The organism is Tropicimonas sp. IMCC6043 (assembly GCF_004146235.1).
In the GTDB taxonomy this organism is placed as follows: domain Bacteria; phylum Pseudomonadota; class Alphaproteobacteria; order Rhodobacterales; family Rhodobacteraceae; genus Tropicimonas.
The window spans coordinates 1-19,022 of the sequence record NZ_SELO01000028.1 but is presented as its reverse complement, the minus strand read 5'-3'; the positions used below and the strand labels follow the sequence as shown (position 1 = coordinate 19,022).

Annotated in this window: 16 protein-coding genes, 1 tRNA gene and 1 pseudogene; 4 read left to right on the top strand and 14 right to left on the bottom strand. The window is 66.5% G+C overall.

Annotated features, from left to right (window positions below; genetic code table 11):
• The first annotated feature begins 4 nt into the window (after positions 1-4).
• Positions 5-1,198 carry an NAD(P)/FAD-dependent oxidoreductase gene (locus EU800_RS19315; RefSeq protein ID WP_129634796.1) on the top strand — a complete coding sequence of 398 codons (1,194 nt, stop codon included), beginning with the start codon at positions 5-7 and terminating at the stop codon, positions 1,196-1,198.
• A gap of 71 nt (positions 1,199-1,269) precedes the next feature.
• On the opposite strand, the gene murD is transcribed toward EU800_RS19315, so the two are convergent.
• From murD to EU800_RS19265, 10 genes are all read right to left on the bottom strand, one after another.
• Entirely contained in the window at positions 1,270-2,676 is a 1,407-nt protein-coding gene (gene murD, locus EU800_RS19310; RefSeq protein ID WP_129634794.1) for a UDP-N-acetylmuramoyl-L-alanine--D-glutamate ligase, read from the bottom strand.
• A 64-nt stretch (positions 2,677-2,740) separates the two neighbouring features.
• Positions 2,741-3,394: an SDR family NAD(P)-dependent oxidoreductase gene (locus EU800_RS19305; protein WP_129634792.1), complete on the bottom strand. Its 654-nt coding sequence runs from the start codon at positions 3,392-3,394 to the stop codon at positions 2,741-2,743.
• 18 nt (positions 3,395-3,412) lie between these two features.
• On the bottom strand, positions 3,413-4,495 hold the full coding sequence (gene mraY, locus EU800_RS19300; RefSeq protein WP_129634790.1) for a phospho-N-acetylmuramoyl-pentapeptide-transferase: 1,083 nt from the start codon (positions 4,493-4,495) through the stop codon (positions 3,413-3,415).
• Positions 4,496-4,508: 13 nt separating this feature from the next.
• Positions 4,509-5,933 carry a UDP-N-acetylmuramoyl-tripeptide--D-alanyl-D-alanine ligase gene (gene murF, locus EU800_RS19295; protein WP_129634788.1) on the bottom strand — a complete coding sequence of 475 codons (1,425 nt, stop codon included), beginning with the start codon at positions 5,931-5,933 and terminating at the stop codon, positions 4,509-4,511.
• Positions 5,930-7,417 (bottom strand): UDP-N-acetylmuramoyl-L-alanyl-D-glutamate--2,6-diaminopimelate ligase, encoded by a 1,488-nt coding sequence (locus EU800_RS19290; protein ID WP_129634786.1) that lies wholly within the window; start codon positions 7,415-7,417, stop codon positions 5,930-5,932. Before EU800_RS19290 ends, murF begins: the two co-directional genes overlap by 4 nt.
• A 64-nt stretch (positions 7,418-7,481) precedes the next feature.
• Positions 7,482-9,266: a penicillin-binding protein 2 gene (locus EU800_RS19285; protein ID WP_129634784.1), complete on the bottom strand. Its 1,785-nt coding sequence runs from the start codon at positions 9,264-9,266 to the stop codon at positions 7,482-7,484.
• The gene (locus tag EU800_RS19280; protein ID WP_129634782.1) at positions 9,263-9,619 is read right to left on the bottom strand and encodes a cell division protein FtsL; all 357 of its coding nucleotides are present in this window, start codon (positions 9,617-9,619) and stop codon (positions 9,263-9,265) included. Before EU800_RS19280 ends, EU800_RS19285 begins: the two co-directional genes overlap by 4 nt.
• Entirely contained in the window at positions 9,616-10,617 is a 1,002-nt protein-coding gene (rsmH, locus tag EU800_RS19275; protein WP_129634780.1) for a 16S rRNA (cytosine(1402)-N(4))-methyltransferase RsmH, read from the bottom strand. The genes EU800_RS19280 and rsmH overlap by 4 nt, the downstream gene beginning before the upstream one ends.
• A gap of 3 nt (positions 10,618-10,620) precedes the next feature.
• A complete protein-coding gene (locus tag EU800_RS19270; protein ID WP_129634778.1) occupies positions 10,621-11,127 on the bottom strand; it encodes a division/cell wall cluster transcriptional repressor MraZ in 507 nt (168 codons plus the stop codon).
• Positions 11,128-11,777: 650 nt separating this feature from the next.
• Entirely contained in the window at positions 11,778-12,869 is a 1,092-nt protein-coding gene (locus EU800_RS19265) for an Mrp/NBP35 family ATP-binding protein (protein WP_129634776.1), read from the bottom strand.
• A gap of 966 nt (positions 12,870-13,835) precedes the next feature.
• Between EU800_RS19265 and EU800_RS19260 the strand changes: the two genes are divergently transcribed.
• Positions 13,836-14,051, top strand: a complete 216-nt coding sequence (locus tag EU800_RS19260; RefSeq protein WP_207209942.1) for a DUF1127 domain-containing protein — start codon at positions 13,836-13,838, stop codon at positions 14,049-14,051.
• A 116-nt stretch (positions 14,052-14,167) separates the two neighbouring features.
• On the opposite strand, the gene EU800_RS19255 is transcribed toward EU800_RS19260, so the two are convergent.
• Positions 14,168-15,481 carry a glycosyltransferase family 4 protein gene (locus tag EU800_RS19255; RefSeq protein WP_129634774.1) on the bottom strand — a complete coding sequence of 438 codons (1,314 nt, stop codon included), beginning with the start codon at positions 15,479-15,481 and terminating at the stop codon, positions 14,168-14,170.
• Positions 15,482-15,629: 148 nt separating this feature from the next.
• Here EU800_RS19255 and EU800_RS19250 point away from each other — a divergent pair, with 148 nt between their 5' ends.
• A complete protein-coding gene (locus EU800_RS19250; RefSeq protein WP_242500638.1) occupies positions 15,630-16,553 on the top strand; it encodes a glycosyltransferase family 2 protein in 924 nt (307 codons plus the stop codon).
• 21 nt (positions 16,554-16,574) lie between these two features.
• On the opposite strand, the gene EU800_RS19245 is transcribed toward EU800_RS19250, so the two are convergent.
• From EU800_RS19245 to EU800_RS19235, 3 genes are all read right to left on the bottom strand, one after another.
• Positions 16,575-16,648, bottom strand: a tRNA-Gly gene (locus EU800_RS19245).
• Positions 16,649-16,894: 246 nt separating this feature from the next.
• Positions 16,895-17,719 (bottom strand): IclR family transcriptional regulator, encoded by an 825-nt coding sequence (locus tag EU800_RS19240; protein ID WP_165354743.1) that lies wholly within the window; start codon positions 17,717-17,719, stop codon positions 16,895-16,897.
• A gap of 472 nt (positions 17,720-18,191) precedes the next feature.
• Positions 18,192-18,617 (bottom strand): molybdopterin dinucleotide binding domain-containing protein, encoded by a 426-nt coding sequence (locus EU800_RS19235; protein ID WP_129634768.1) that lies wholly within the window; start codon positions 18,615-18,617, stop codon positions 18,192-18,194.
• A 43-nt stretch (positions 18,618-18,660) separates the two neighbouring features.
• On the opposite strand from EU800_RS19235, the pseudogene EU800_RS19230 reads away from it, so the two are divergent.
• Positions 18,661-19,022: pseudogene (locus EU800_RS19230) on the top strand (transposase); the annotation flags it as partial.

Genomic DNA, 19,022 nt, shown 5'->3' with positions numbered 1-19,022 from the left:
GCGCATGGAGATCGATTGCCTGATCCTCGGGGCCGGTGCCGCCGGGCTGATGTGCGCCGCGCATGCAGGCGGGCGCTGCCTCGTCGTCGACCACGCGAAAGCGCCGGGCGAGAAGATCCGGATCTCGGGTGGCGGGCGGTGCAACTTCACCAACCTGCATGCAGGGCCGGAGAATTTCCTCTCCGCCAACCCGCATTTCTGCAAATCCGCGCTGAACCGCTACACGCAGTGGGACTTTCTCGACCTCGTCGCCCGGCACGGCATCCCCTGGCACGAGAAGGCGAAGGGCGAGTTGTTCTGCGACCGCTCGGCGAAGGACATCATCGGGATGCTGCTCGCCGAGGCGGCGGCGGCCGGCGCAGAGCTCTGGCTCGAGACCGAGATCGGCGACATCGCCCATGCCGACGGGTACTTTCGCGTCGAGCTGACCCGGAGCGGGCGCCGCGTCACGGTCGAGGCCCGCAGCCTCGTGGTCGCCACCGGTGGAAAGTCGATCCCGAAGATGGGTGCGACCGGGCTCGCCTACCGCATCGCCGAGCGCTTCGGCCTTCCGGTCACCGAGACCCGCCCCGCGCTCGTCCCGCTCACCTTCGGCGGCCCGGTGCTCGACAGGCTCAGGCCGCTCGCCGGGCTCTCCGCGCCGGCCGAAATCGCCTGCGACGGTGCGGCGTTCCGCGACGCGCTGCTCTTTACCCATCGCGGCCTCTCCGGGCCGGCGATCCTGCAGGTTTCCTCCTACTGGCGCGAGGGCGACGCGCTCTCCATCCGCCTCTGCCCGGAGACCGACCTCCTCGACGCCCTGCGCGACCGCCGCCGCACCGATGGCCGCAAGGCGCCGGCCAACGTTCTGTCCGAGTATCTTCCCGCCCGCCTTGCGAGCCTCCTCGTGGAGGAGGTGGGGCTCACCGGCAACCTTGCCGACCAGTCCGACGCCGCCCTCAGGACCCTGACCGATCACCTCTCCGACTGGCGCCTCACCCCCTCCGGCTCTGAGGGTTACCGCACCGCCGAAGTCACCCTCGGCGGCGTCGACACGTCCGCGCTCTCTTCCCGGAGCATGCAGGCCACGGCGCTTCCCGGCCTCTATTTCATCGGCGAATGCGTCGACGTCACCGGCTGGCTCGGCGGATACAATTTCCAATGGGCGTGGTCCTCGGGCTGGGCGGCTGGCACGGCCATCGCCGGGCGCCGGGGCTGATCCGCTTTGGTGGGCTGAGCGCACCACCGCGCCAAGGGCTGAAAGCGAATGCGCCGCAGGCGGGTCGCTTCCTATTGCCCGATCACCGCGCGCACCCGCGCCATGAAATCCTCTCCGCGGCGCTCGAAGGAATCATACTGGTCGAAGCTCGCCGCCGCCGGTGCCAACAGCACAGTCTCGCCCGGCTGTGCGTCTTCGACCGCCCGCGCCACCGCCCGTTCCATGGTGCCGCAGACCTCGCTCTCGACTCCCGCGCCAAGCTCGAGCGCGAAATGCTCCGCTTCGCGCCCGATCACATAGGCCTTCACGACGCTTTCCAGATGCGGATGCAACTCGCCGAGCCCGCCCTCCTTCTCGAGCCCTCCGCAGATCCAGCGAATCCGGCCGAAGGCCTGAAGCGCCCGCGCCGCGCTGTCGACATTGGTCGCCTTGGAATCGTTGACGAAGGAGACGCCGTCCTTCTCCCCCACCATCTGGCTGCGATGCGGCAGCCCGGCGAAGCTCTGCATCCCCGCCTCGATCACCCGCGGTGCGAGACCGAGCGTGCGGGCCACAGCATAGGCGGCGCAGGCATTCTGGTGGTTATGCGCGCCGGGCAGGCCACGGATCGGCCGCAGGTCGATCGAGCCGATCTGGCGGCCCTTGCGGTATTCGGCGAGAAACCCCTTGCGCGCGAAGACGTTCCAGCCGGGCCCGGTGAGCTTCTGCCCGGACGACACCCGGATCACCCGGTCGTCCGCCGGTCCTTGCGTGAGTTGTCCGGCAAGGAATCGTCCCTCGACCTCGTCCACCCCGATCACCGCCCGGTCCGGCCCGCCCTCGGCGAAGAGCCGGCGCTTGGCCGCGAAATAGCCGCCATAGCCGCCATGGCGGTCGAGATGGTCGGGCGAGAGGTTGGTGAAGACGGCCACATCCGGGGTCAGCGCGCGGGCGAGCTCGGTCTGGTAGGAGGAGAGTTCGAGCACCACGACTCCGCCTTCTTCCGGCGGGTCGATGTCGAGCACGCCGCGACCGATATTGCCGGCAAGCTGGGCCGGACGCCCCGCCTCGTTCAGCAGATGCGCGATCAGCGCCGAGGTCGTGGACTTGCCGTTCGAGCCGGTGACCGCGACAACGCGGGGAAGGGTGTCGAAACGGTCCCAGTCGTCGGTGGCCAGCGACCGGAAGAACAGGCCGATATCGTTGTCGACCGGAACGCCCGCGTCCAGAGCCGCCGCGATGGCGCGGTGCGATGCCGGGTAGAGATGCGGGATGCCCGGGGAGGTCACCATGAGGGAAATGTCGTCCAGCGCGCCCGGGGCTGTCGGGTCGCGCAGCTCATGGCCTTCCGCCTCGGCGCGTTCGCGGCCCGCGGCGCCATCGTCCCAGCAAACCGGGTGGCCGCCTCCCGCCGCGACCGAGCGCGCGGCCGTGAGACCAGAGCGACCGAGGCCCAAGATGGCGACCTTCTGTCCGTCTACACCGCGAACCGGGATCATGGCCGTACTCCTTGCCTGCGGGTTGCAGGCACTATCTGCATCAAGTCGGCGGCGGGGGAAAGGTTTACCAGTCGATGCGCCTCCGGCGGCGGACGAAGCCGCCGGTGGGGCCGTCAGCCGGCAGCGTGGCGAGCCAGATCGCGGTGTCCGCCGCATCCTCGGGGCTGGTATTGGCACCCGGCCCGCCCATGCGGGTCCTGACCCAGCCAGGGCACATGGCATTGATCTTGACGTTCCCGGGCAGCTCTTGGGAGAGCGCGAGTGTCTGCGCGTTGAGCGCAGCCTTGGCGATGCCGTAGCCGTTCGGCCCGCCGAGCCCTTCGGCAAAGGCGCCCCAGCCGGAGGAGAGGTTGACGATCCGTCCATAGCCGCGCGCGATCATGCCCGGGGCGAGCGCGAGCGTGAGGCGGAAGGGGCCGTCGACCATGACCGCCATGCAATCGAAATAGCCCTGCGGATTGTCGAGCAAGGACCCTGACGGGAGGATTCCGGCGTTGTTGACGAGGATGTCGAACGGCGCGCCGTCGAACTGGCGCAGGCTGTCCGATTCGAGCAGATCGGCCAACGCCCAGTCGCAGCCGAGCGCCTCGGCCGCCTCCGCGCCCTCCGCCCGGTCTCTCGCGGTGATCGTGACCTTGACGCCGCGCGCGACGAGCCCCGCCGCGATGGCGCGGCCGATGCCACGGTTCCCGCCGGTTACCAGAGCGGCCCTCGTCATCGCCCCGCCCTCCCGTTGCTATCTCAGTTTCAGCGTCGCCAGTCCGATCAGCCCGAGGATCAGCGAGATGATCCAGAAGCGGATCACGATCTGCGGCTCCGCCCAGCCGCGCTTCTCGAAATGATGATGGATCGGCGCCATCAGGAACACCCGCTTTCCGGTGCGCTTGAAATAGAACACCTGGATGATGACCGAGAGCGCCTCGACGACGAAGAGCCCGCCGACGATGGCCAGCACGATCTCGTGCTTGGTCGAGACGGCAATGGCACCGAGCGCCCCGCCAAGGGCGAGCGAGCCGGTATCGCCCATGAAGACCGCCGCGGGCGGCGCGTTGTACCACAGGAAACCCAGACCGCCGCCGATGAGCCCCGCGACGAAAACGATGAGCTCGCCGGTGCCGGGCACGTAATGCAGGCCGAGATAATCGGTGAAGTCGGAGCGACCGACGAAATAGGCGATGATGCCAAGCGACCCAGCCGCGATCATCACCGGCATGATGGCGAGCCCGTCGAGCCCGTCGGTAAGGTTCACGGCATTGGCCGCACCGACGATGACGATCATCGCGAAGGGAATGAAGAAATACGAAAGGTTGATCAGCGCGTCCTTGAAGACCGGCAGGGCGAGCTGGTTGGTCAGCTCGGCGGGGTGCGCCCAGGCAGCAAGGCCCGAGGCGAAGGCCGCGATGGCGAAGCCGAGCGCCAGGCGGGCGCGGCCGGAAACGCCAGCGGTGGTGTTCTTGGAGACCTTGGCATAGTCGTCGGCAAAACCGATGGCGCCGAAGCTGACGGTGACGAAGAGCACGATCCAGACATAGGGATTGTCGAGCCGCGCCCAGAGCAGCGTCGAGACCACCACCGCGCCGAGGATCAGCACACCGCCCATGGTCGGCGTGCCGGCCTTGACGAAATGCCCCTCCGGGCCGTCCTCGCGAATCGGCTGGCCCTTGCCCTGCTTTCGCCGGAGCAGGTTAATCAGCGGCCGCCCGAAGAGAAATCCGAAGATCAGAGCGGTGAAGAACGCCCCCCCGGTGCGGAAGGTGATATACCTGAAGAGGTTGAAGAAATCACCACCGTCGGAGAAGCCTGTCAGCCAATAGAGCATCTTCCGCCCCCTGTTACGTAGTCGAGACCGGTTGGCCCAGTTTTCGGATCGCGTCGACGACCCGGGCCAGGCGGATGCCGAGCGAGCCCTTGACGAGGACGATGTCGCCGGGCGCGAGGAGCGTGTGGACCTGTCCGGCCATCTCGCCGCTCTCTGCGCACCAGCAGCCCTGTTTCGCGGCCGGCAGTGCCTCCCAGAGCGCGCGGGCGCGCGGGCCGACGCAATGCACCTGCGCGATGTCCTGCATCGCCGGATGATCCGCGAGCGCAGCATGCAGCGCGGCCTCGCTCGGCCCGAGCTCCAGCATGTCGCCCAGGATGGCGATGCGGCGGCCGGCGGGCGCGCTCGCCGCCAGCATGTCGAGCGCCGCGCCGACCGAGGCGGGATTGGCGTTGTAGCTGTCGTCGATCAGCTCGATGCGCGCCGTCTCGTCGACGATGTCGAGCGAGACGACCTCGCGCGCGCCGCGGCCGGCATAGGGTTTCCAGCGGGAAAAATCATGCGCCGCGATGGCCAGGTCGCAGCCGATCGCGGTGGTCAGTGCCAGCGCGCCAAGGCCGTTCATCGCGAAATGCCGCCCCGGCGTGTCGAGCTTGAAGACCACAGGATGGGAAACGCCGTCCCGTCCCGTGATCCGCGCCTTGACGATGGTCTGTCCGGCTTCGTGCCGGGTCTCGACCAGGCGGGCCTGCGCGCCTGTCTCGCCGAAGGTGACGATCTCGGCACCGGCGGCGCGCGCCGCGTCGACAAGGATCGGTGCGGTTTCGATATCGGCGTTGATCACCGCCGCCCCTCCCGGGCGTACGCCCTCGAAGATCGCCGCTTTCTCGCGCGCGATGCCCTCGATGCTGTCGAAGGCGGCGAGATGCGCCGGCGCGACGATGGTGATGAGCGCCGCGTCGAGATCGGCGAGCCGGGCCAGCGGCGCGATCTCGCCGGGATGGTTCATTCCGATCTCGATCACCGCGAAATCGGCGTCCGCGGGCATCCGTGCCAGGGTCAGCGGCACGCCCCAATGGTTGTTGTAGCTCTTCTCCGCGGCATGGACGACGCCCTGCCCGCCGAGCAGCGCGCGCAGCATTTCCTTGGTCGAGGTCTTGCCGACCGAGCCGGTAACGCCGACGACCGTCGCCCGTGTGCGGGCGCGGGCGGCGGCTGCGAGCGCGCGCAACGCCGCAAGCACATCCGGGACGACGAGCAGCGGCGCATCTGCGGCGACGCCCTCGGGGATGCGGCTGACCAGCGCCGCGGCGGCGCCCTTCGCCAGCGCGTCGGCTACGAAATCATGCCCGTCGCGCACATCCTTCAGCGCCACGAAGAGCGCGCCCGGCTCGAGACTGCGGGTATCGATGGAGACCGACCTCGCCGCCCAGGAGGCCGTGGCCCGACCGCCCGTGGCGGCGGCGGCATCGTCGGATGTCCAGAGGGTCCCGGTCATGTCAGATGCCCGTCCAGCGCGGCCACCGCGACAGAGGCTTGTTCCACATCGTCGAACGGGTAGACCACGTCGCCCAGTGTCTGACCGGTCTCGTGCCCCTTGCCGGCGACGAGCAGCGCGTCGCCCGGGCCGAGCGCATCGACGCCGCGCAAGATCGCCTCGGCGCGATCGCCGATCTCGGTCGCCTCCGGGCAGCCCGCCATCACCATGGCACGGATCGCGGCCGGGTCCTCGCTGCGCGGGTTGTCGTCGGTGACAATGCCAACATCCGCGGCCTCCGCCACCGCCTGCCCCATTAGCACCCGCTTGCCGGTGTCGCGATCGCCCCCCGCGCCGAAGACACAGATGATGCGCCCCATGACATGCGGGCGCAGCGCCTTCAGCGCGGTGGCGAGTGCGTCCGGCGTGTGGGCGTAGTCGACAAAGACCGGCGCGCCGTTGTCGCGGGTCGCGGCAAGCTGCATCCGGCCACGCACCCCCCGAAGCTGCGGCAGCGCGCCGAAGACGTCGTCGGGATCACAACCCGAGGCGATGGCGAGTCCGGCGGCGAGCAGCACGTTCTCGGACTGGAAGCCGCCGATCAGCTTGAGCCGTGCCTGATGCGCCCGGCCGTTCCAGGAAAAGCGCAGGTCCTGGCCGGTCGCGTCGAATCTCAGGCCGAGGATGCGCAGATGCGCGGCCTCGCTGCGCCCGCATCGGATCACCTCCTGGCCGGCGGCCTCGGCCAGCTCGGCCATACGCGCGCCATAGCCGCTGTCGATCTGGATGACCGCCACGCCATCCTCGCCGAGAACGCGGCGGAAAAGACCCGCCTTCGCATCGAAATACTCTTCAAAATCAGCGTGGTAGTCGAGGTGGTCCTGCGTGAGATTGGTGAAGCCCGCAGCCGCGAGGCGCACCCCGTCGAGCCGTCTCTGCGCCAGCCCGTGCGAGCTTGCCTCCATCGCCGCATGGGTGATGCCCTGTGCCGCGGCCTCGGCCAGCACCCGGTGCAAGGTGATCGGTTCGGGCGTTGTATGCGCCAGCGGCGCTTCCCAAGCGCCCTCGACCCCGGTCGTTCCGAGGTTGATCGCCGCAAAGCCGAGCGCCGACCAGATCTGCCGTGTGAAGCTCGCGACCGAGGTCTTTCCGTTTGTGCCGGTGACCGCGACCATCACTTCGGGCTGGGCCGCGAACCAGAGCGCTGCGGCGCCGGCAAGGGCGGCGCGCGGGTCCTCGACCACGATGACGGCCACCGGATCCGCGGCCAGTTCGGTCTCGGCGATCCTGGCCCCCTCGGCGTCGGTCAGGATCGCACCGGCCCGCTGGCGCAGGGCATACTGGATGAACTCGCCGCCATGGACCTTGGTGCCCGGCAGCGCGGCAAAGAGGAAACCCGGTTCGACCTTGCGGCTGTCGACCGCCAGCCCGGTGATCCGCGCCTCGGCCCCGCCCTGCGCGGTCAGCCCCAACTCGGCCAGCGATTTCGTCACCCTCTCGCCCATGGCATCCCCGTTCGCGTGTTGCCGCCCCTTTTGGTCGCTTTTCCCGCCGGGGTCCAGCCTCCGCCTAGTTCGACACCTGCACGATCTTCGCTTTCTGTTCGGGCTCTGGCCCAGGGCGCAGCCCGAGAAGCGGTGCGGTGCGGCGGATCATCTCGGCGGCGACCGGCACGGCGGTCCAGCCGGCAGTGCGGCGCGGCTTGTCGCCCGAGGTCTCCACCGGCTCGTCCAGCGTCAGGATGAGCACGTATCTGGGGTCATGCGCGGGAAAGACCGAGGCGAAGGTGGAGATCAACTTGTCCTTGTAGTAGCCACCCTTGGGCTTCGGCTTGTCGGCGGAGCCGGTCTTTCCGCCCACCGCGTAGCCCGGCACCTCGCCGAAGCTCGCGGTCCCGCGCTGCACGACCTGCCGCAGCATCGAGCGCGCCGCCTTCGAGGCCTCTTCGGAGACCACGCGCGGACCGTCCTGTGGCAGGGTGCGCTTCAGCAGCGTCGGCGTCACGCGCGTGCCGCCATTCAGAACCGAGGCATAGGCGGCGGCGAGGTGGACCGGCGAGGAACTGAGTCCGTGGCCATAGGAAATGGTGATCGTCGAGATCTCGGACCATTTGGACGGCACGAGCGGCTTGCCAGTCGGCGCCTCGACCAGTTCGAGGCTGGTGGGCTCGAACAGGCCGAGCGAGCCGAGGAACGCCTTCTGCCGCTCGGCGCCAATCGCCAGGGCAATCTTCGCCGTGCCGACATTGGAGCTGTTCACGATCACGTCGGTGACCGAAAGCGTGCCGTAGTTCTTGTTGCGGAACTCGTTGATCTTGAACTTGCCCCAGCGCATCGGCGCGTGGGCATCGATCATCGTGTCGGGGTTGACAAGGCCGAGATCCATCGCCTGCGCGACCGCGAAGATCTTGAAGACCGAGCCGAGCTCGTAGACGCCCTGCACCGCGCGGTTGAACAGCGGGCTGTCGCCGGCGTTGCCCATGGTCAAAGGCCGGGGGCGCTTGTTGGGGTCGAAATCGGGCAGCGAGACCATCGCGAGGATTTCGCCGGTGTGAACATCCATCAGCACCGCGGAGGCGCCCTTGGCATTGAGCAGCCGCATGCCGCCCGCCAGCACCTCGCGCGCGGCGGCCTGGACCGTGAGGTCGATCGAAAGCTCGAGCGGCGCGCCGTTGTTGGCCGGGTCGCGCAACCAGCCGTCGAACGCCTTCTCCACACCGGCGACACCCACGACTTCGGCCGAGTGGACTCCCTCGCGGCCGAAACTCGCGCCGCCGAGGACGTGGGCCGCGAGCTGCCCGTTCGGATAGAGCCGCATCTCCCGGGGGCCGAACATCAGGCCCGGCTCGCCGATATCGTGCACGGCCTGCATCTGCTCGGGGCTGAGTTTCTTCTTGATCCACAGGAACTTGCGCTGGCCTGTGAAGTCCCGCTTGAGACGCTCGGCATCGAGATCGGGGAAGATCGCCGCCAGTTCCTCCGCGGCGCGGTAAGGATCCACCATGTCCGGCGTCTGGGCGTAGAGCGAATGCGTCGAGAGGTTGGTGGCGAGGATACGACCATTGCGATCGACGATATTGGCACGGCTTGCCACGATGTCCGAGCCGCTCGTCGCGGCGCGCGGTTCGGCGGCCTCGGAGGCGGCGAGCTGGCCCATCCGCAGGCCGATCACCGAGAAGGCACAGAAGAACGACAGCGCGAGCACGACGAGCCGGCCGGCGGCGCGGTTGCGGGCACGGTCGCGCATCGCCTCGTGCCGGCGGCGCAGGTTTTCGCGGGCGATGGCTTCGGGGTTCTCGCCCTTCTCGCGGGCGGTCAGAACGGAAGCAAGCGGGCGAAGTGGCGTGCGGGTCATGGAAACTCGGCTCCCTCGACTATTTGCCCGCGGATCTCGATCGGATCGGAAATCGGCATGGGCGGCGGTGGCGGGTAGGCGACCTGCTCCAGCGCACCGAACTGCTCGGGCTCGAGCGGCAGAAGCCCCAACCGGTCGAAATTGATCTCGGCGAGCTCGGCTAGCCGCCCCGGCCGGTTGAGATAGGCCCATTCGGCCTCAAGCACCGCCATCTCCTGGCGCAGCGCTCCGATCTCGCGCTTGAGCTGCATCGACTGTTTGATCGCCGCCTGGGTCTCGTAGTTCTCCTGATAGGCCCAGAAGGCGAGGCCCATGACGCCGAAAATGGATAACAGAAACAGCAATGTCTTCATGGCGTGTCCTTCCACCAGTCCCTGGGGCCAGGCAGACCCAGGGCAGAGCGGTCGAGCGGGGTGACGGGGGCCTGCGTGCGGACCGCCGCGCGCAGCTTGGCCGAGCGGGCCCGCGGGTTGGCCGCGACCTCGTCGTCTGAAGGGCCGACGGCTTTGCGGGTCAGCAGGGTGAATTGCGCGGTCTGCTCCTCCGCCTCGGGCGCGTAGCGATTGGCACGGGCTGTGCCGCCGGAGCGGGCCTGAAGGAAGCGCTTGACGACGCGGTCTTCCAGCGAATGGAAGGTCACAACCGCGAGCTTGCCGCCCGGCTTCAGCGCCCGTTCGGCCGCCTCCAGCCCGGCGATCAGCTCGCCGAACTCGTCGTTGACCGCGATGCGGATGGCCTGAAAGGCGCGGGTGGCCGGGTGGATCTGGCCAGGGCGCGGGCGCGGCAGGCAGGAGGCGACGGCCTCGGCAAGTTGCAGCGTGGTCTCGAACGGGCGCACGGCAACGATGCTGCGCGCGATCCTGCGGGAGGCGCGCTCCTCGCCGTAATGGTAGAGGATATCGGCGAGTTCCGCCTCGCTGGCGGTGTTGACGAGATCGGCGGCGGTGGGCCCCTCGCCGCTCATCCGCATGTCGAGCGGACCCTCGCGCAGGAAGGAAAAGCCGCGCGCGGCCTGGTCGATCTGCATCGAAGAGACGCCGAGATCGAGCACCACCCCGTCGAGCGCTTCACCGGCGAGCTTGTCGAGTTCGGAAAACCGGCCCTCGAACAGCGTCAGCCGGTCGCCATACTGCGCCAGGAGCGGCGCGGCCAGCGCCAGCGCGGCGGGATCCCGGTCGAGCCCGATCACACGTTCCGCCCCCGCCTCCAGAAGCCGCCGCGTGTAGCCGCCGGCGCCGAATGTGCCGTCGAGCCAGAGCCCGCTGACCGGAGCGACCGCGGCGATGAGCGGCTCGATCAGGACGGAGACATGAGGTTCATCGGAGGCGGGCGTGCGGGCAGCGGCAGCCATGGGTCAACTCCGCCTCCGCTTGAGCAGCGTCTTCGGATTGGCCCCGCCGAGCCGGTCGCGCACGCTCTGCATCTGCGGCGCCATCTCGCTCTCGTAGGTCTCGGGTTTCCAGATCTTGAAGGTCTCGCCCGACGCCACGAAAAGCGCCTCGCCCTCCAGCCCGATCAGGTCGCGGATGTCCTTGGAGAGCAGCAGCCGCCCGTTATCGTCCACGGTGGCCGGCGTGGATTGCGCGTTGAAGTAATCTTCGAGGAATTCCCGCTCGGGATCGCCGGGATCCTTCTCGATGATATCCTCGTCGAACTTGTCGGCCGCCGCGATCGTGTAGCATTCGATATAGGGGTAGCCCATGCGCGAGGCGGTGCCGTAGTGCACCACGAGGTTCGGCTGCAGGCCCTCGGTCCAGTCCGGGTCACAGGCTTCGATCACACGGCGGAACGGGGCCGGGATCGATACCCTGCCCTTCACATCCACCTTGTGGCGACCCTGACCTCTGAACACGCGCGCCACCTGTGAGCGCTCCTTGCTGCCTCTGTCCCTCGTTCCCGTGCCGTTAACGAAAACGGCGGATCAGACTGCTGCCGAAGTCTGATCCGCCGCCCTCGTCCCATCGCTGGGTGCGTCCGATCGCGCGTGCCACCTGGGGGGATGTCTGCTCGCCCACACGTCGGATCTCTTTGTTTCGATGAAAGCGGGTGCCTGTATGAAACCTGACTTTTGGGAAGTTCCGGGGTCTTTGCCGCCCCTTTGATTGCCCGTCCTCATCGTGTGAACTCACTATGCCGTGCACCTTTATGGAAATCAATAACACTCTGCACCACTTTGCCCCACAAGCCTTAACAGAAGCCACTATCGCCTCCGATGGGCACCAGAAAACCGGCAGAAATAGCGTCTTTTGACGCAAGGGACACAAGATATGGCGCATCTGCCGTTAACAAAAAAATCGCCCCGGCTGCCGGACGACGAACCCGGAGACCGAAAACAAAAAAGGAACATCGATCTCCTGACCATGAAATCCCATGCGAATCAACAAATGCTCAGGCGAAATTGATTCGTCGTGACAGCGGCGGAAGGGCCGCGCCCATGAAATCCCAAAAGGCGGAATCAAAACGGGAGGGGCGTGCCCCTCCCGTAAGCCGGATCACCTCAGCGCGGCCGGATCAGGCCATGCCGCCGCCAACCAGACGCGCCGCAAGCGCACCATAGGCAGCGGCCGCCGCGCCCTCGCCAAGCGCCACAGGGGCGCCGCTGTCGCCGGCGAGCCGGGTCTCGAGTTCGAGCGGCAGTGCGCCGAGGAAGGGAACCTCGAGCTTCTTCGCCTCGGCGACGACCCCGCCATGGCCGAACAGATGCGCCTCGTGCCCGCATTGCGGGCAGACATAGGTCGACATGTTCTCGATCAGACCGAGGATCGGCACCTTGAGCTTAACGAACATGTCGATGGCGCGGCGCGCGTCGATCAGCGCAACGTCCTGTGGCGTCGAGACGATGATCGCCCCGTTGGTGCGGTATCGCTGCCCGAGGGTGAGCTGGACGTCGCCGGTGCCGGGCGGAAGGTCTATGACGAGAACGTCGAGATCGCCCCAGAGCACGTCGCCCAGCATCTGCTGCATCGCGCCCATCAGCATCGGCCCGCGCCAGATCACCGCCTCGGCCTCCCGAAGCATCGCCCCCATCGACATCAGCTTCACGCCATGTGCGGTGAGCGGTTCGATCTTCTTGCCATCGGGCGAGGCCGGACGACTGTTGGTGCCCATCATCCGCGGGATCGAGGGGCCGTAGATATCGGCATCGAGCAGGCCGACGCGCCGCCCCTGTCGCGCCAGGGCCACCGCGAGATTGGCAGAGACCGTGGACTTGCCGACGCCGCCCTTGCCGGACCCAACGAGCAGGATGCGAGCGATGCCTGGAACGGGCTGCGGACCGGACTGTTGCGCGGTGGGATGACGCCCGATCGTCAGATTGGGCGGCGCACCCGCCGGCGCGGAACCGCGGGGAGCCGCCGTGGGGGCTGTTAGCACCGCGGAGACGCTTGTCACGCCAGCGATCCCGGCGACAGCTGACTCGACTTGCTGGCGGACCGGCTCCAACTGCCGCGCGGAGGCGGCCGACTCGGCCTCGATCACGAAACTGACCCGCCCGTCCGAATCGACCGTGAGCGCACGCAGCAGGTCGCGTGAGACAAGATCGCCACCATCGGGCAAATTCACGCGTTCCAGCACCTTGACAACTTCTTCGCGGGTAACCGCCATTTTTCCATCCAGCTTCCGGAAATCCTGCTTGAACACCTACCGCGCCCTGCGCGGAGTGCAAGGTCGGTTCGATGCCCGCTCAAATTCGAGGCACGGCGCCAGAATTTAGGTCAGAAGAACGTATGCAAATGCTGCATAGCGGCATTGAGCCCGACAGCGATTGAGAAACCTGCCGTCTTCCTTATTTTGAATTCCAACGAAAGCGCTAACAGTCACTCCTTCCGGCGCTAACGAGATCGAAACCTGTCTCTGGCAGGACATCTTGAAAGATCCGGAGGAAGATCGGTGGCGCAGGACATAGCATTCAGAAGCCCGTCTCCTCCCTGGGCTCTCTGATACGGCGGCAGCATCCTCCTCCTCCCTGATGCTGCCGCCACAAGATACCGCCCGCAAGGGCGGAGATACGAAACCGGACGACCCGATCCTCCTCCCCGGGTCACCAGTTTCGGCGGCGGCACCCTCCTCCTCCCGGTGTCACCGCACCCGATACGGCCGGGTTCGCCCGGCGCGCCGAAACGGCGCAACAAGTTTACAGTTCCGAAGATCCGTCCTCCTCCCTGGGTCTTTCGGTTCCGCGGCGGCACCTTCCTCCTCCCTGGTGTCGCCGCACCCTTCTTCGCCGGCTGGACCGGCCCGCGCCCACGCGGCGCGGTTACAGGATCAGAGAACCCGTCCTCCTCCCTGGGTTTTCTGTGTTTTGGCAGCGACACCTCCCTCCTCCCTGGTGTCGCCGCTTTTTTCTGCCCCTCAGCATCGTTCGTCCGGCAGCGGCCCCTCCGGGAACAGGCGTCGTCGCGCAGCCTCTCCCACGGGCTCGATACGACCCTTCTGCATAGCGGGTTTGACCGGACTCCCGATTGTGACTGCCGGTGGAATGACTAGGTTGTGCGTCGAAGAGAGCGCTAACATGAAGCGGCGCTCGCAACCGGTCCGGGACCGATCCGGACACTCCGAAGGACACGTGACATGGAACTTGCACAGACATCCCGCATCGACGCCGGCCCGATGAGCGCCTGGTTCACCGCGACCACAGAGAGCGCCCGCCGGAAGGTCAACCAGTTCCGCGCCTATCGCCGTACGCTCCGCGAACTCAACGAGATGAGCGACCGCGAGGCCGATGACCTGGGCCTGAACCGCAGCCAATTCCCTGAGATCGCTCGCGCCGCCGTAGACGCGGCCTGAGACGCTTTCCCGCGACCGCCCTCCTCCCTCTCGGTCGCACATCCGGCGGCGACACGGAACTCCTCCCCCGTGTCGCCGCCGTTTTTTTGTGGATCTGCGGACCGCGCCGGAGCGCCTCAACCGTCCGATGCGATTGACAATGGCTCCGGCCGCGGTGCGCTGCCCGTTCCCGGCACGTCGACCAGAAGGCGCGCGAGCCGGGCCGCCTCGGTCTCGATGTCGAATTCCGCCCGGACGACCGCCTGACCGTGCCGTCCCATCCGGTCGCGAAGCTCCGGATCGGCGGCTAGGCGACCGATCCGGTCGGCCAACGTCGCGGCATCGCCCGGCGGGACGATGAAGCCGCTCTTGCCATCCTCGACAAGTTCGCCCACCCCGGCCACCTGCGTGGCGATGACCGGCCGGCAACTCGCCAACGCCTCCATCAGCACCACCGGCACGCCCTCGGCAAAGCTCGGCAACACGAAGATGTCGCAGGATTGCATGGCGCTGGCGACCTCGTCCTGAGAGAGATAGCCAGTGAAGCTTACCGCGGCGCCGAGCGGCGCGGCGGCGGCCTCCAGCGCGGCGCGATCCGGGCCGTCGCCGACAATGACGAGATGCAGGTCCGGCAGGGAAACCATGAGGTGCCCCATCGCCTCGAGCAGGATCCTGAGCCCCTTGACCGGCGCCAGCCGGCCGACGAAGAGCAGCCGGATCTCGCCGTCGCGACGTTCCGGGATCGGATCGCCGGCCTCCGCTTCATAGCGCGCCGGCGCGACACCGCAATGCACGATGCGGATCTTCGGCCAGTGCGTGGGGTCGCTCCGGAGCATCAGCTGGCTACGTGCGAAATGGCTGATCGCGGCGACGAAGCGCGCCCGCGCGACCTTCTCGTCAAGGCGCCAGCGCCGCGGCTCCTCGAGATCGGCCGGCCCGTGCAGGGTGAGGCTGAAGGGGATGCCGCTCAGCTCGGAGGCCAGCATCGCCACCGTGCCGCAGCCCGACGTGAAATGGTTGTGCAGATGCGTGACCCGCTCGCTTTCGAGGTGGTCGGCAAGCATCACCGCCTCGAGGAAATAGATCCACTGGTAGAGCCAGGCCCGGAGCCCCGGACCGCTGGTCCGGAGCGCCAGCGCCAGGGTTGCAGAGTAGCGGCCCGGTCGCCGGAGATAACGCGCCTGGGCGGCGAGGACCCGGCGCGGACTGCGCAGCGATTGCAGCACGTTGAACGTGGTCGCGGCCGCATCCCGCTCGGCCGGGCCGCGATGCTGTGCGGGCGGGGTCCGCCGGATCGAACAGGTCAGCACCTCCGCCCCGAGGCGGCGCAGCGTCTCGACCTCGCGCAGGATGAAGGTGTGCGATACCGTCGGATATTGCGAGGTGAGATAGGCGATGCGCGGGAGGGTCCGGGCGGCCGGCGGGATCGGCGCGGTCTTGCTGTCATTCATGTCCGGCAAGCGTCTCAACTGGTCAAATCGATGCCGCGACCCTAGCCGCTCGGCGCCAGACATCACAGGAGTTTCCGCATCGCCTGTTGCAATACGCGCCTTTGCGATGAAACAAGAGCATCGACCCGTTCGCCCAAGGACAGTTCCCGTGCCCGACCGTTCCTACGTCCTGATCTCGCCCTGCCGCAACGAGGCAGAGTTCATGCGCCGCACGCTCGACAGCGTGATCGCGCAGAGCCTGCCGCCGGCGCTCTGGGTCATCGTCGACGACGGCTCGAGCGACGAAACGCCCGAGATCCTTGCGGATTATACCGCCCGCCACGACTGGATCCGCGTCGTGAAGAAGCCCGACCGCGGCCATCGCGCCGTCGGTCCGGGTGTCATCGAGGCCTTCTACGCCGGATACGCCACGATCGAGCCAGCCGATTACGCCTATTCCTGCAAGCTCGACCTCGATCTCGATCTGCCGCCGCGCTATTTCGAGATCCTCGTGGAGCGGATGGAGGCGGAGCCGCGGCTCGGCACCTGCTCCGGCAAGCCCTATGTCCGGCGCAGCGGCGCGCTCGTCTCGGAGCGGCGCGGCGACGAGATGTCGGTCGGCATGACGAAATTCTACCGCCGAGAATGCTTCGAGGCGATCGGCGGCTATGTCCGCGAGGTGATGTGGGATGCGATCGACTGCCACAAGGCGCGGCGGCTGGGCTGGATCGCCCGGAGCTGGGACGAGCCGGACCTGCGCTTCGAACATCTGCGCCCTATGGGCTCGTCGCAGATCTCGATCTGGACCGGCAGGCGCCGGCACGGGTTTGGCCAGTATTTCATGGGCTCCGACCCGCTCTTCTACCTCGCCACCTGCGTCTTCCGGATGGCCGAGCCGCCCTATGTGCTCGGCGGGCTGGCGATGCTGCAGGGCTATCTCGGGGCGTGGCTGCGCGGCGAGCGGCAACTCGACGACCCGGAACTCGTGGCCTTCATCCGCGCCTATCAGCGCCGCGCGCTGCGCCGCGGCAAGGCCGCGGCGGTGGCGGAGATCGAAAGCGAACGGGCGGCGCTCTGGACGGCGCCGGCGTGAGGGTTCGAAAAGACTGGAAGCTGGAGCGGGTAGCGGGAATCGAACCCGCGCCAAGAGCTTGGGAAGCTCGTGTGATACCATTTCACCATACCCGCAGCGCGCTCTCTCTACTCTGCCGATACAGCCAATTCAAGAGATTCTCGCGAGCCCTCATATCCATAGTGCCGTCGAAGGCATTGTTCTTCGAGTTGTTTTCGTCACCAGTCAAATTTTGTGAAGTCAAATGGACGAGCCGCCAACAGACATCCGGATGAAGCGGGGAAAGATTTGGTCGACATGACACCTCCCGCTCGAGGTGTCATCGTCCGCGGCACATGTTGATGCCCCCTTTGGAAGCTGCCTCAGTCGGCAGCTTCAGCGTCTTCGGTTGGTGGTTCAGGCTCGAAACCGAGAACACGCGACATACCGTTTGCGGTCTGCAGCACCTGGCACGAAAGGACTTCGCGTCGCTCTGGAGAGAACCGCGCCAGGGGACCGACCACGGCGATCGCCGCCCTGCAGACTCCGCTATAGTCAAAGATCGGCGCCGCAATCGACGCCACATCCGGAAGCACGGTTCCCAACCCGACGGCATATCCCCGGCGCCGGATCGTTGCCAATTCCTGTTCGTGCAGTTCCATCCACGATGGCGAAAGCAGGGTGTCCGGGTCTCGTTCCAGCGTCTTCAGGATCTGGTCCCGCTTTTCTTCGTCCATATAGGCCAGCAAGACCATTGCTGCGGCCCCGCGGTAGAGATCCAGAATATCTCCCTCCGCATTGACGTATCGGATGGGAAAATCACCGTCCTCCCTTACGAGGCATAGCCGACGCGTTCCCTGAGTGACGAAGAGGGCAGCTGTCTCGCTCGTCTCTTCCGCGAGTTTCCGGACCGCAGGCCGCGAGATCTGCTCCAAACCGGATGTCTTTTCGGCCAGCCGACCGAGCACCATCATTTGCGGTCCCAGCCGAAACTTGAGGCTATCGCCATTGCGCGACAAATACCGGCTGTGGAGCAACGTGTTGCAAAGTTTGGTCAGCCTACTCTTTGCGATACCGGTTCGTTCGCTCAGCGAGGTGAGTGATAGCTCTGTGTGCCGGAAATCGAAGCAGTCCAGAATATCGAGCATGTTCTGGACGCTGTTGACATGACGGCTTTCTTCACGAGTGGACGTCTTTTCGCCGGGCATCATCGTTCGCCTTTCATGCCATGCGCGGTGGACGCTGCTGTCGCAAGACTGTGGCGGCATGTCCTCCTCGCCAGGAGCGCAGTGCGTTCAACTCCCATACTGTACGCTCCTTTCCGCCCTTCGGTTAATCCCATGAACCAGCCCTCCGATCCGGCCTCGCGCTGTAATCGTACGATCGCCGAACAGCAACGCCGACGTCCCACATAGCCATGTCGCGCCATTTTCTATTGCTTTGTTCCATCCCGACCAAACGGTCTCACGATGAGACCTCGGCATCAAACAGACAGACAAGAGGCTCACGGAAACTGCCAGAGACTTGGCGGAATTTCTAGGACGCCACAGAAATCTCAACCAGGGCAGTTTGCGACGATGTTCCCTGGCCCAGGCGGGATGTTCCCTTGTCGAGGGTGAGGACGTTGGCGTTCCCCCCGAGGTCGATGGACCCGACTTCGCCCATCGTCTCGGGCGCGTACTAGGCGCCGGAAGATAGTATGGCGACGCCCGGCATGACATCGTCGGGAACAAGGGTTGCCGCGTGGGTGGCGCCACGCTCGTTGAACACTTTGACTCGCATGCCGGTTTTCAATCCGCGTCGCTTGGCGTCTACCGGATTGATGAGTATGGGTTCGAGACCCTCGATCTTGGAGCGTTGTGATACGGTCGCATAGTCCAGTTGGCTGTGCAGCCTAGTGGCCGCCTTGTTCGACAGGAGATGGATTGGATAGCGCTCCGCGAGCTTCGACCCCAGCCACTCGGCCGGCTCGATCCACTTGGCGAAGCCGGGACAGTCGTCATACCCGAACCCATGCACGTGGTGACTGAACAGCTCGAACTTGCCGGACGGCGTCTTGAGCGGGTGCCTTTCGGGATCTTTCCGGAACGCCTTGGAGTGCCCCATCTGAACTGGTCCACCGTTATGTTTAGGAAGCGGAGGACAGAGAATGGCAAACAAGCGGCACAAGCCAGAGGAAATAGTTCAGAAGTTGCGGCAGGTTGATGTGCTTGTCGGGCAAGGCATGGCACGCGTTGATGCGATCCGCGAGGTACGCATAACGGAGCAGACCTACTACCGTTGGCGGAAGCAGAATGGTGGGATGGGAACCGACCAACTGAAGGAACTCAAACGCCTTCAGAAAGAGAACGAGCGGCTGAGGAAGGCGGTGTCAGACCTCACATTGGACAAGCTCATTCTGAAGGAGGCGGCACGGGGAAACTTCTGAGCCCCGCTCGTCGTCGAGCCTGTATCGACCTGATCCGCAGCGAGATGAAGGTATCGGAGCGTCGGATCTGCCGCGTGCTGGGG

Excerpts from the sequence above, each read along its gene's own strand:
- EU800_RS19305 (WP_129634792.1), bottom strand. The coding sequence starts at position 3,394 with ATGACGAGGGCCGCTCTGGTAACCGGCGGGAACCGTGGCATCGGCCGC.
- EU800_RS19265 (WP_129634776.1), bottom strand. The coding sequence starts at position 12,869 with ATGGCGGTTACCCGCGAAGAAGTTGTCAAGGTGCTGGAACGCGTGAAT.
- EU800_RS19255 (WP_129634774.1), bottom strand. The coding sequence starts at position 15,481 with ATGAATGACAGCAAGACCGCGCCGATCCCGCCGGCCGCCCGGACCCTC.
- EU800_RS19315 (WP_129634796.1), top strand. The coding sequence starts at position 5 with ATGGAGATCGATTGCCTGATCCTCGGGGCCGGTGCCGCCGGGCTGATG.
- mraY (WP_129634790.1), bottom strand. The coding sequence starts at position 4,495 with ATGCTCTATTGGCTGACAGGCTTCTCCGACGGTGGTGATTTCTTCAAC.
- murF (WP_129634788.1), bottom strand. The coding sequence starts at position 5,933 with ATGACCGGGACCCTCTGGACATCCGACGATGCCGCCGCCGCCACGGGC.
- rsmH (WP_129634780.1), bottom strand. The coding sequence starts at position 10,617 with ATGGCTGCCGCTGCCCGCACGCCCGCCTCCGATGAACCTCATGTCTCC.
- murD (WP_129634794.1), bottom strand. The coding sequence starts at position 2,676 with ATGATCCCGGTTCGCGGTGTAGACGGACAGAAGGTCGCCATCTTGGGC.
- EU800_RS19280 (WP_129634782.1), bottom strand. The coding sequence starts at position 9,619 with ATGAAGACATTGCTGTTTCTGTTATCCATTTTCGGCGTCATGGGCCTC.
- EU800_RS19260 (WP_207209942.1), top strand. The coding sequence starts at position 13,836 with ATGGAACTTGCACAGACATCCCGCATCGACGCCGGCCCGATGAGCGCC.
- EU800_RS19235 (WP_129634768.1), bottom strand. The coding sequence starts at position 18,617 with ATGGGGCACTCCAAGGCGTTCCGGAAAGATCCCGAAAGGCACCCGCTC.
- EU800_RS19285 (WP_129634784.1), bottom strand. The coding sequence starts at position 9,266 with ATGACCCGCACGCCACTTCGCCCGCTTGCTTCCGTTCTGACCGCCCGC.
- EU800_RS19240 (WP_165354743.1), bottom strand. The coding sequence starts at position 17,719 with ATGCCCGGCGAAAAGACGTCCACTCGTGAAGAAAGCCGTCATGTCAAC.
- EU800_RS19290 (WP_129634786.1), bottom strand. The coding sequence starts at position 7,417 with ATGGGCGAGAGGGTGACGAAATCGCTGGCCGAGTTGGGGCTGACCGCG.